The sequence below is a fragment of the Nonomuraea sp. K271 genome (assembly GCF_009908215.1).
GTDB lineage: Bacteria > Actinomycetota > Actinomycetes > Streptosporangiales > Streptosporangiaceae > Nonomuraea > Nonomuraea longispora.
Genome location: NZ_JAAAHR010000240.1, coordinates 1 through 11,046 on the forward strand (window position 1 = coordinate 1; position 11,046 = coordinate 11,046).

9 protein-coding genes and 1 pseudogene are annotated in these 11,046 nt (G+C 72.2%); 4 read left to right on the top strand and 6 right to left on the bottom strand.

Going from position 1 to position 11,046, the window contains the following annotated elements; all coding sequences use genetic code 11:
* Nucleotides 1-609: 609 nt before the first annotated feature.
* Entirely contained in the window at nt 610-1,278 is a 669-nt protein-coding gene (locus GUY59_RS43735) for a hypothetical protein (protein WP_138208021.1), read from the top strand.
* Between the two features lie 482 nt (nt 1,279-1,760).
* Here the strand turns inward: GUY59_RS43735 and ileS are convergent, their stop codons facing one another.
* Entirely contained in the window at nt 1,761-4,904 is a 3,144-nt protein-coding gene (gene ileS, locus GUY59_RS43740; RefSeq protein ID WP_138208020.1) for an isoleucine--tRNA ligase, read from the bottom strand.
* Nucleotides 4,905-5,380: 476 nt separating this feature from the next.
* Here ileS and GUY59_RS43745 point away from each other — a divergent pair, with 476 nt between their 5' ends.
* The 3 genes from GUY59_RS43745 to GUY59_RS43755 are packed head-to-tail and all read left to right on the top strand — an operon-like array spanning nt 5,381 to nt 7,243.
* Nucleotides 5,381-5,770 carry a TraR/DksA family transcriptional regulator gene (locus GUY59_RS43745; RefSeq protein WP_138208019.1) on the top strand — a complete coding sequence of 130 codons (390 nt, stop codon included), beginning with the start codon at nt 5,381-5,383 and terminating at the stop codon, nt 5,768-5,770.
* Between the two features lie 35 nt (nt 5,771-5,805).
* Entirely contained in the window at nt 5,806-6,321 is a 516-nt protein-coding gene (gene lspA, locus GUY59_RS43750; protein WP_171055598.1) for a signal peptidase II, read from the top strand.
* Nucleotides 6,314-7,243, top strand: a complete 930-nt coding sequence (locus tag GUY59_RS43755) for an RluA family pseudouridine synthase (protein ID WP_138208017.1) — start codon at nt 6,314-6,316, stop codon at nt 7,241-7,243. Before lspA ends, GUY59_RS43755 begins: the two co-directional genes overlap by 8 nt.
* A 13-nt stretch (nt 7,244-7,256) precedes the next feature.
* Here the strand turns inward: GUY59_RS43755 and GUY59_RS48065 are convergent, their stop codons facing one another.
* The 5 genes and pseudogenes from GUY59_RS48065 to GUY59_RS43780 all read right to left on the bottom strand — a co-directional run.
* Complete coding sequence (locus tag GUY59_RS48065; protein ID WP_236668083.1) at nt 7,257-8,651, bottom strand: serine/threonine protein kinase; 1,395 nt, start codon at nt 8,649-8,651, stop codon at nt 7,257-7,259.
* Nucleotides 8,652-8,661: 10 nt separating this feature from the next.
* Complete coding sequence (locus GUY59_RS43765; RefSeq protein ID WP_132340560.1) at nt 8,662-8,973, bottom strand: AzlD domain-containing protein; 312 nt, start codon at nt 8,971-8,973, stop codon at nt 8,662-8,664.
* The gene (locus GUY59_RS43770; protein ID WP_138208016.1) at nt 8,970-9,632 is read right to left on the bottom strand and encodes an AzlC family ABC transporter permease; all 663 of its coding nucleotides are present in this window, start codon (nt 9,630-9,632) and stop codon (nt 8,970-8,972) included. Before GUY59_RS43770 ends, GUY59_RS43765 begins: the two co-directional genes overlap by 4 nt.
* Nucleotides 9,633-9,654: 22 nt before the next feature.
* Nucleotides 9,655-10,491, bottom strand: a complete 837-nt coding sequence (locus GUY59_RS43775) for an AraC family transcriptional regulator (RefSeq protein WP_171055597.1) — start codon at nt 10,489-10,491, stop codon at nt 9,655-9,657.
* A pseudogene (locus tag GUY59_RS43780) lies at nt 10,488-11,046 on the bottom strand (hypothetical protein); the annotation flags it as partial. The pseudogene GUY59_RS43780 and the gene GUY59_RS43775, both read right to left, overlap by 4 nt.

Sequence of the window (11,046 nt, forward strand, 5' to 3'; positions counted from 1 at the left end):
ACGAAGACCCCCGCCCCCTCCGGCCAGTCCACGTCCCCGCAGACCGCCGGCCCGTCGCGCCGGCCCGCATCCGGGCAGGCCGCTGGTTGGCCTGCCCGGCCTGCGCCCGGGCAGTCCGCCGGGCCTTCCGGTCGGTCCGCGCCCGGCACGTCGTCCGCCCAGTCCGGTCGCACACCCGAGCAGTCCGGTGCCGGGTCGGGGCGGTCGGCCGGCGGTCAGGAGAGATCCGCGGGCACGTCCTCGCAGGCCGCAGGGAGGCCGGCGCAGCCCGCCGGTCGGTCGGGGTCGCCCGGCGATGAGCAGGAAGCGCCCGCGCGGACCCCGGACGTCCCGGGGCAGTCCGCCGCGCATCCGCAGCAGTCCGGCGGTGCTTCGGGGCAGTCTCCGCAAGGTGCGCAGCAGTCAGGTGAGAGGCGGGGGCAGGGTCCCGCACGCCAGGGTCAGGTCGCTGGCAAGCCCGGTCAGTCCAGTGGCGGGCGGAGTTCTGGCCGCGCGGGAAGCGGGGCCACCGGCGGCTCCGGGCCGTCCGCCGCCAAGCGTCCCCAGGGTGCCGCGGGCAGGGCCGAGCAGGACGATTCGGCGGGCCCCGCGACCGCGCCGCAGCCCCGTGTGCCTTCCTCCGCCACGCCAGGTCGTCCTGGAGCATCCGGGCCGTCGAAGCGTCCGGGCTCGGAGGGCGACGACACTTCGGACACGTTCGGGCAGACCCTCATCCTTCCTGAGCGGCCCGCGTCCTCTGCCGAGTCGGAGGCCAAGCCGAAGGGGCCGCTGCCCACGGGCGCCCCCTCGCAGCCCGGCGCGCAGGGGGCCACTTCGAGCCCGGAGCGTGCGTCCAACGGTGCCGGCGATACCGGTACGCCCAAGGGCGCTCCTCCGGCCGCTCGCCCGCAGCCGTCCGGCACGCCCCAGAAGAGCGCCGGCAAGCCGCAGCAAGGGCAAAGGTCCCAGGAGCCGGGCAAGGCTCAGCAAGGGCAGGGCGACCAGGGACAGGGCAAGGCCCGGCCGGGTGCCCAGCCTTCCGGCGGTGGGTCCGCGAAGACCCCGGCCGGCACATCCACTTCCGAGGGCGCGGAGGGCAGGACCCGCGACGCGTCCGAGAGCGGCGACGGGGACACGGTGAAGGTCATCGTCGGCACCCGGCGCTACCACAGCACCAACTGCCCGCTGATCAGAGGCGCCGGCGACTCGGGAGTGGAGACGATGGCGGTCGCCGCGGCCGAGGCGGCCGGGCTGACGAGCTGCTCGGTCTGCCAGCACGACCGTGAATCGGTCAGCTGACCAGCTTCAACGTCCACGGCTGCGGGTTTATGGGCTGGCTGATGGCGGGCCGGCCGATAGCACCCACCCGGAGCGCGCGGCCATCGGCCGCTCGTCCATGATCGGGTGACCGGACAGCCGGCATCGCGATCGCGGCGACGGTCGTCGATGCCGGTGCTCGAACAGCCGGTCATCGGTGATGGGGCGACGGCCGCCAGGGCGGTGGAAGGGTGGTGACCGCGGCCTTCGTGCACGGCTTGGGTCGGCGCAAGGACGGCCTGCCCTGCCCGTACGTCACGAATTCCCCCATGCAGGCAGGTCCGTACAGTCTGCCGGTGGGCGCCTTCAGGCGGTCGAGGCAGGGCTCGTGAGGTGCGACTCCGCGGGGGCCGGTGCCGTCCCGGAGTCCCCGGCGGTCGTGTGGGCTCTGGCAGGGGCGTACGGGGTGACTCGGCGGGGGAGAGGGCGTGGCCGGGCCCCGTGAGGTCCGGCCACGCCGCGAGTCAGCTGCGGCGGAGCTGGAAGGCCAGGCCGAGGTCCTCGTCCGTGTGGGACGGCACGTCGGCCGTGGTACCCTCCGTGACCGACGTCGCCAGCACCTCCTCCGCCACCGTCTGCCACCCCGACCGCAGCGCCGTGGCCAGGTCCGGCGAGGACGCGGTCCACCACAGGTCGATGCGGTCCGTGATGGACAGGCCGCTCGACTTGCGGGTCTCCTGGACCAGGCGGATGACCTCGCGGAGCAGGCCCGCTCGGCGCAGGTCGTCGGTGAGTTCGAGGTCGAGGGCGATGGTCTCGCCGGTGCCCGTGCCGATCGCCCCGGTCTCGACCGCCCAGCCCGAGCGGGGCTGCTCGTTGACGATCACCTCGTCGGGGCCGAGCGTGATCTCGCCGAGCTCGCCGGCCTCCATCGTGACCGTGGAGCCCGAGCGCAGCGTCCTGGCCACGTGGGCAGGGTCGGCGGCGGCCACCGCGGCGGCCACGAGCTTGGTCTGGGAGCCGAAGCGCTTGCCCAGGGCCCGGAAGTTGGGCTTGACGGTGTAGGACACCAGATCGGCGCTGAAGCCGGACATGTCCTCCAGGTTCTGGACGTTGAGCTCGTCGGCCACCAGGCCGCGCAGTTCGGCGGGCAGCGACGGCCAGCCGTGCGCGCCCACCAGGGCCCGGCAAAGCGGCTGGCGGGTCTTGACGCCCGACGAGGCGCGGGCCGAACGGCCCAGCTCCACGAGCCGGCGGACCAGGGCCATCTGCTCCGACAGCGCCGGGTCGAGCAGGTCGTCACGGACGTCGGGCCACGAGGCCAGGTGAACAGAGGAGGGCGCGTCCGACGGGCGCAGGATGTCCCACAGGTAGTCGGTGACGAACGGCGTGACCGGCGCCATCAGCCGCAGCACCGTTTCGAGGCACTCGTACAGGGTCGCGAACGCGTCCTGCTCTCCCTGCCAGAAGCGGCGGCGCGAGCGGCGGACGTACCAGTTGGACAGGTCGTCGAGGAAGTCGGCCAGCCGCCGCCCGGCCCGCTGGGTGTCGTAGTCGTCGAGCGACGCGGTCACCTCGGCCACCGTGCGGTGCAGTTCGGCCAGCGCCCAGCGGTCGAGCAGGGGGCGTTCGGCCGCCGGTGCGGCCTCGCGCAGCCGGGACGGCGACCAGGACTCGGCGTTGGCGTACAGGGTGAAGAACGACGCGGTGTTCCAGAGCGTCAGCAGGACCTTGCGGACGATCTCCTCGAGGGTGTTGTGCCCCACCCGGCGCGAGGCCCACGGCGAGCCCGAGCAGGCCATGAACCAGCGCAGGGCGTCGGCGCCGTGCTGGTCCATCAGCGGGATCGGTTCGAGGATGTTGCCGAGGTGCTTGCTCATCTTGCGGCCGTCCTCGGCCAGGATGAGGCCGAGGCAGAGCACGTTCTCGTAGGAGGACCGGCCGAAGACGAGGGTGCCGACGGCCATCAGCGAGTAGAACCAGCCGCGCGTCTGGTCGGTGGCCTCGCAGATGAACTGCGCCGGGTAGACGCCCTCGGGCCTGCCGCGCTCGCCCCACTGGGCGAACGGCATGGAGCCCGAGTCGTACCAGGCGTCGATCACGTCGGGGACGCGCCGGGCCAGCGCGCCGCAGTCGGGGCAGGCGAAGGTCACGTCGTCGACGTACGGGCGGTGGGGGTCGAGGGCGGAGACGTCCTGGCCGGCCAGCTCGCCCAGCTCCTGCAGCGACCCGACGCACGTCATGTGGGACTCCTCGGCCGAGCACACCCACAGGGGGAGCGGTGTGCCCCAGTAGCGTGAGCGCGACAGCGACCAGTCGACGTTGTTGCGCAGCCACTCGCCGAAGCGCCCCCACTTGATGGTGTCGGGATACCAGTTGGTCCTGGCGTTCTCGGCCAGCATCTGGTCCTTGACCGCGGTGGTGCGGATGTACCAGGACGGGAGCGCGTAGTAGAGCAGTGGCGTGTGGCAGCGCCAGCAGTGGGGATAGCTGTGGTCGAAGTGTCCGCCGCGGAACAGCAGCCCGCGGGCGCGCAGGTCGTCGGTCAGCTCCTCGTCGGCGTCCTTGAAGAAGCGCCCGCCGACCATGGACACGTCGTCCAGGAAACGGCCGTCGGGGCCGATCGGGTTGACGATCGGCATGTCGTACCGCTTGATGACGGCGAGGTCGTCGGCGCCGAACGCGGGCGCCTGGTGGACCAGGCCGGTGCCGTCGTCGACGGTGACGTAGTCGCCCAGCACGACGTAGTGGGCGTCCGGGATGTCGACCAGGTCGAACGGGCGCGAGTAGGCGGTGTGCTCCAGCTCGCGGCCGGTGTAGCGGGCCACCTCGGTCGCGTCCTCGCCGAGTACCGCCAGCAGCGGCTCGGCCACCACCAGCACCTCGCCGTCGGCGGTGCGGGCGGCGACGTAGGTGACGTCGGGGTGCACGGCGACCGCCGTGTTGGACACGAGCGTCCACGGCGTGGTGGTCCAGATCAGCAGCGCCGCGCCCAGCTCGGCCAGCGGGCCGGACGTGACGGGCATGCGGACGTAGACCGACGGGCTGGAGACGGTCTCGTAGCCGCCGGGCTGGCCCAGCTCGTGGTCGGACAGGCCGGTGCCGCAGCGCGGGCAGTAGGGGGTGATGCGGAAGTCGCGGAACAGCAGCCCCTTGTCGAAGACGACCTTCAGCGACCACCACACCGACTCGATGTAGGACGGGTCCATCGTGCGGTAGGCCTGGGACAGGTCGATCCAGTAGCCCATGCGCTCGGTCAGCTGCTCGAACGCGTCGACGTGACGCAGCACCGACTCGCGGCACTTGGCGTTGAACTCGGCGATGCCGTACGTCTCGATGTCCTTCTTGCCGGACAGACCCAGCTCGCGCTCGACGCCGACCTCGACGGGCAGGCCGTGGCAGTCCCAGCCGGCCTTGCGCGGGACGCTGAAGCCGCGCATGGACTTGTAGCGCGGGAACAGGTCCTTGAAGACGCGCGCCTCGACGTGGTGGACGCCGGGCAGGCCGTTGGCGGTGGGCGGGCCCTCGTAGAAGACCCACGTGGGGTTGCCGGTGTTCTGCTCGACGGACCGCTCGAAGATCTTCCCGTCCCGCCAGCGGTCGAGGACCTCGCGCTCGAGCGCGGGCAGGTCGACCTGCGCGGGAAGAGAGCGGAATGTTGGGGACATCTCGGGCGTGACCTCCACGCTTGATCGGCCGGCTGGCTGGCGTGAAGGGACGAAGCCGTGCGGCTCCGCGGTACCACCCTTCTTGGCCCCGCGTGTGGGCGAGGCCCTCTTCATTTGCTCTGCTGCCGGTTCTAGTGAGCTCGTGCGAGCCGTTCTTCCGGCGGCTCCGGGGTGATATCCCTCACACTCGGGCCCCATCAACGCCTTGCAGGTTCAAACCATAACGCAGAGTGGGGGCGAAGGCTTCCCGGTTTCCCTGGTGGGGCCCGCTACGGCCACGGATGTGCCGACATGTCGGTTCGGAAGTCGTAAACGGCGACAAAGTTGTGGGAATGGACGCCGCTGAGGAGGAGTTGAATGCGCGAGGCGGGATAGTACGGGGGAGGTAAACCGTCCGGCGGGTCGTTTGCCGTTCCGTTATACGGATCCTAAGCTGCCCGCACCATTAACGGCCTTGATCAGCAGTGGAGGCATACATGGCGGCAGTCACGCAGACCGCTACACCGTCGATGTGGGCGGACGAGGAGCTGGCCGAGGTACGCGGCAGGCTTCAGAGCGAGATCGACGAACTCAACGCGGACATCCACCGCCACGAGTCCGAGATAGCCTCTGGAGACGTCACCCAAGGAGCCGGCGACGACCAGGCGGACGCCGGAGCGAAGACGTACGAGCGCGAACGCGAGATCGCCCTTACCCTGAATGCGCGCGATCTGGTCGCGCAGAACGAACGTGCGATCGCCAGGATCGACGCAGGGACCTACGGAGTGTGCGAATCGTGCCACAAGCCGATCGGCAAGGAACGCCTGCAGGCGTTCCCGAGGGCGACGCTGTGCGTCAAGTGCAAGCAGAAGGAGGAACGCCGGTAGGCACCCCACGCCGGCGTCTCTTCGCCGTCCTCATCGTGCTGGCGGCCGTGATCTACGCGGCCGATCTCATCACCAAGACGGTGGTGCTGCGCACGCTGGAGGGCGAGCCGCCGCTGGTCGTCATCCAGGACGTCCTGCAGTTCCGAGTGATCTTCAACCCTGGGGCCGCCTTCAGCATCGGCACCGGGATGACGTTCATCTTCACCATCATCGCGGCCGGCGTGGTGGTCGCCATCGTGCGCACCGCACGCAAGCTGGGCAGCAAGGCCTGGGCGGTCACGCTCGGCCTGCTGCTCGGCGGGGCGTTCGGCAACCTCACCGACCGTCTCCTGCGCTACCCCTCGGGCATCGGGCGGCCGACGCAGTTCCAGGGGCACGTCGTCGACTTCATCGAGGTGCTCCCCGGGCATTTCCCCGTGATCGACTATTTCCCCGTCTTCAACATCGCCGACTCCGCGATCGTCTGCGGCGGGATCCTGGCGGTGATCCTGGCCTGGCGCAACGTGCAGATCGACGGCTCCAGGGAAAGGGAAGTGGCCGGGGATGACTGAGCAGCGCAGCCTGCCCGTCCCCGACGGCCTGGAGGGCGAGCGGCTCGACGCCGCGCTCTCACGGCTGTTCGGCTTCTCCCGCACGCGCGCGGCCGAGCTGATCGGGGCGGGCGAGGTGCTGGTCGACGGCAGGCAGCCGGCCAAGTCCGACCGCGTGCACGCGGGCGCCTGGCTCGAGGTGACGATGCCGCCGCCGGTCTCCACGCCCATGCCGGTCGCCGAGCCGGTGCCGGGCATGACGATCGTCCACGAGGACGACGACATCGTGGTGGTCAACAAGCCGATCGGGGTGGCCGCCCACCCCACCGTCGGCTGGACGGGCCCCACCGTGATCGGCGGGCTGATGGGCGCCGGGCACACGATCGCCACCAGCGGCGCGGCCGAGCGACAGGGCATCGTGCACCGGCTCGACGCCAACACCACCGGCGCGATGGTGGTGGCCAAGAGCGAGCACGCCTACTCCCACCTCAAGCGGGCCTTCAAGGAACGTACGGTCGACAAGCGTTACCACGCGCTCGTGCAGGGGCATCCCGACCCGTTCAGGGGCACCGTCGACGCGCCCATCGACCGGCACCCGTCGGGTGACGGCAGGTTCGCCGTGGTGGCGGGCGGCAAGCCGTCGGTGACCCACTACGACACGGTCGAGGCGTTCCGTGCGGCGTCGCTGCTGGACATCAAGCTGGAGACCGGGCGTACCCACCAGATCAGGGTGCACATGTCGGCGCTGCGCCACCCGTGCGTCGGAGACCTGTTCTACGGCGCCGACCCCACGCTCGCCGCCCGGCTGGGCCTCACCCGGCAGTGGTTGCACGCGGTCGCGCTGGGGTTCGGGCACCCGGCGACGGGCGAGTGGGTGTCGTTCAGCACCGACTACCCGCCGGATCTGCAGAAGGCCCTCGACATCGTCCGCGACGAGTCCTGACCAGGGCCCGCTCCTAAGGACCGGCCTGGCCCTCCTGGCCCTCCTGGCCCTCGCCGGCCTGGTCCTCGCCGTCGCCGGAGCCCTCGACCTGGCCGGGCGTGCGGGTGGGGCGCTCCGTCCTCTCCTGCTCGCGCGGCTCCTCCTCGGACTCGGTGGGCGCCTTCGTGACGCGGCTCCGCTCCTCGTCACGGGAACCTCGCGGCCGCTCGCGGGCCTCCGGCGGCGCGGGCGTCCGCCCGTCCGGCTCGGAGAACGGTCCCGGCCTGGAAACGGGGCCGTCCTGCGCTGATCGCCCCGGCTCCGAAGGCGCTTCCGAAGGCGCTTCCGAAGGCGCTTCCGACGGCGCCCGCGTTCGCGCCTCCGTCGGCGTCGCGCCGGCCGTTGTCGTGACCACGGCGGGTACGCGCTGCTGCGCCGGCACGTTGCCCGGCCGGTGCGAGAGCCACGCCGCGCCGCCCGTGACGAGCCCCACGACCAGCGCGCCTGCCGCGATCGCGGCCAACTGCAGCCCGCGCCTGCGCCGCGCCGGGACCCCGAGGGACGCCTCCGCGACGGGCGAGGCGGCGAACGGCCCCGTGGGCTCGGGGGCCTCGCCGGCGATGATCACGGCCAGCCGATGCTCGGCCTCCTCCAGCGACATGCGCTCGGCCGGGTTCTTGCGCAGCAGGCCCAGCAGTACGGGCGCCAGCGCCCCCGCGCGCGACAGCGGTTCGGGTTCCGCGTGCATCACCGCGCCCAGCGTGGCCAGGGCGTTCTCCCGCTGGAAGGGAGATTTGCCCTCGACGGCCAGATAGAGCGTCACGCCCAGCGCCCACAGGTCCGAGGGCGGTCCCGCCCGGCCGCCCGCAGCGCGCTCCGGCGCCATGTAAGCGGGCGTGCCGATGAGGATGCCCGTCCGCGTGACCGGAGCCTCGTCCTCCGTGGTCGCGATGCCGAAGTCGGTCAGCACCGCCCGGCCCTCCTTGGCGAGCAGCACGTTGTCCGGTTTGACGTCCCGGTGCAGCACGCCCGCCGCGTGGGCCGCGCGCAGCGCCTCCAGGAGCTGCAGCCCGATGCGGGCGGCCTGGAGCGGGGACATGGGGCCGTCCTCGCGAATGGCCTCGCCGAGCGTGCGGGAGCGTACGAGCTGCATGACGATCCACGGGTGCCCGCGCTCCTCCAGGACGTCGTACACGGTGGCGACGCCCGGGTGGGCCACCCGGCCGGCGGCCCTCGCCTCGCGGAACGTGCGTACGGCGAACACCTCGCGCTCCGAGCCCGTCAGGTCGGGAGGCGGCAGCACCTCCTTGACGGCCACATCTCTGCCGAGCACCTCGTCGTGGGCCTGCCACACCGTGCCCATACCGCCCTGGCCGATCGTCCTGACCAGCCGGTACCGTCCACCGACCATCCCCGCTGCATCGGTCATGCACGAGCGACTACCCAGTTAAAATCCGGACAAGCGCGGTAATGACCGCCGCGGCCGCCAGGACCACCAGGAACGGCGCACGCAGCAGCAGGGCGACCACCGCCGCGCCGAGACCCGCCATACGGGCCGGGTCGAAGCGCAGCCCGCCCTCCTCGGTGAACAGCTGCACCGCGATCAGCGCCGCCAGCAGCGCCACCGGCACCAGCTCGGCGAACCTGCGCACCGCCGGATGTTCCAGCACCCGTTGCGGCGCGGCCAGCCCGGCCAGCTTGAGCGCGTAGCAGCCCGCGCAGAGGGCGGCGATGGCCCACCACAACGTCATCGGACCATCACCACCAGCACCGCCGCGGCCGCCAGCAGCACGGGGACGCCAGGCGCCAGGAACGGGGTGGCGCACAGGGCGATCGCCGCCCCGGCCGCGGCCAGCACGCGCAGCTCGGTGCTCTTCGCCAGCCTGGGCCACAGGATAGCGAGGAACGCGGCCGGGCCCACCACGTCCAGGCCCAGCATGTCGGGGTCGCCGAGGAACGACGTGCCGTACGCGCCCGCCAAGGTGGTGAGGTTCCAGGTGACGTAGAGGCTGGCGAACGTGACCGCGAAGCCGGTGCGCGCCGACTCGGGCGTCGGCTGGGCCAGGGAGACGGCCGTGGTCTCGTCGATCACGCCGTGCGCGGCGAGCAGCCGGCGGGGGCCGCGTACCTTCAGCAGGTCGGCCAGGCGCAGGCCGTACAGGGTGTTGCGGCCGCCGAGCAGCAGCGCGCCGAGAGTGGCGGCCACCAGGTCGCCGCCCGCGCCCACCGCGCCCGTCAGCGCGAACTGGGAGGCGCCGGTGAACGTCAGCAGGCTCAGCACGCACGCCTGCGGCACGCTCAGGCCCGCGGTGACCGCCGCGGCGCCGAAGGCGAGCCCGGACAGCCCCACGGCCAGGCCCACGCCGAAGCCGTCCCGCACGGCGGCGGAACGGTGTGTTGTCTGTTCCATGCCGCCGAGGCTAGGTGCCTGGTCAAGCGCCGGTCTTGTACGTTCCTGCGGCGCGCTGGTAGGCGGCGGGTGGTACGCCCACGACACGCTTGAAATGCCGGTTGAGGTGGGCCTGGTCGGTGAAGCCCACCTCCGCCGCGACCTGCGCCGGGCGTACCCCGGCCAGCAGCAGCCGGCGCGCCTGGCGTACCCGGAGATCGTTGAGGTAGGCGTGCGGCGGCAGGCCCGTCGCCGCCTTGAACGCCCGCAGCAGCGCGAACGGCCGCGCCCCCACGGCTTCGGCGAGGTCGTCCAGCGTCGGCGGGTCGACGAGGCCGGCGTGGATCAGGTCGAGCGCCTCTCGCACGGCCTGCCTGCCCTCGGCGGGCAGGGCCGCGGCCGGTCTGGGCGTGGCGTGGCGTGTCAGCAGGCGGGCGAACAGTGTGCGGCTCAGCGTGGAGGCGGCCAGCGCGTCGCCGCGCTCGGCCGCCTGGTGCGCCCTGCCGAGCAGGGCCGCCACCTCGTCGTCGCGCACCACCTGCTCGGGGAAGTGCGGCGTCGCGCAGGGGACGCCCAGCTCGGCGGCGATCCCGGCCAGCGCGTCGATCGACGGATAGAGCATGCGGTACGCCCACCCGCCGGGCTCGCCGGCCTGCCCGGTGTGCACCGAGTCGGGGTTGACCAGCACCAGCTCGCCCGTGCCTGCCCGGTGCAGGGTGCCGCGGTAGTGGAACTCCTCGACGCCGCCGACGATGACGCCGATGGCGTAGCCGTCGTGCACGTGCCGTGAGAAGCGGTGGGTGACGTAGCGGGCCTTGAGCAGGTCGGTCCCCGGCACCGCCGGGTGCCGCCAGAAGTGTGCCTGCTCCTTGGTGGTCATCGGGTTCTGAACGTTCTCGCCAGCGCCGCGAAGTGGTGGCGGTCTCGCGGCCAGCGCGCGTGGGCGGTCTCCCAGTAGAGAGCGTACGGGCGGCCGTCCGCGGTGTGGAACCCGCGGTTGATCACGTGGATGGTGGAGCCGTCGCGCTCCCGGGTGAACTCCCAGTCGGCGGCCTTCCTGCCGAGGAAGGTGGTGGGGGTGATGCGGATGCGCTCGTACTTCTTGAACAGGCCCTTCGCCAGGATCTCCTTCTCCAGGCCGATCCAGTGCTCGCGCGGGTCGTCCCACGGGATGTCGGGGACGGTCCACTCGACGATCATCGTGCCGGTGGCGCCGGGGCGGGTGAAGGAGACGCTGTCCCTGGTGGCGTGTTTCTGGGCCCGCCACTGCCGGGGCAGGGCGATGGAGAAGCGGCCCGCGGCGCTCGTGTACACGCGCCAGCCCTCCGGGACGTGGGCTCGCGTGGGCCGCGGCTCAGCGGTGGGAGTGGCGGTGGGCTCGCCGCTCGTAGGAGCCGAGCCGGTGGTGGGCCCGGTGGTGGGCCCGGTGGTGGGC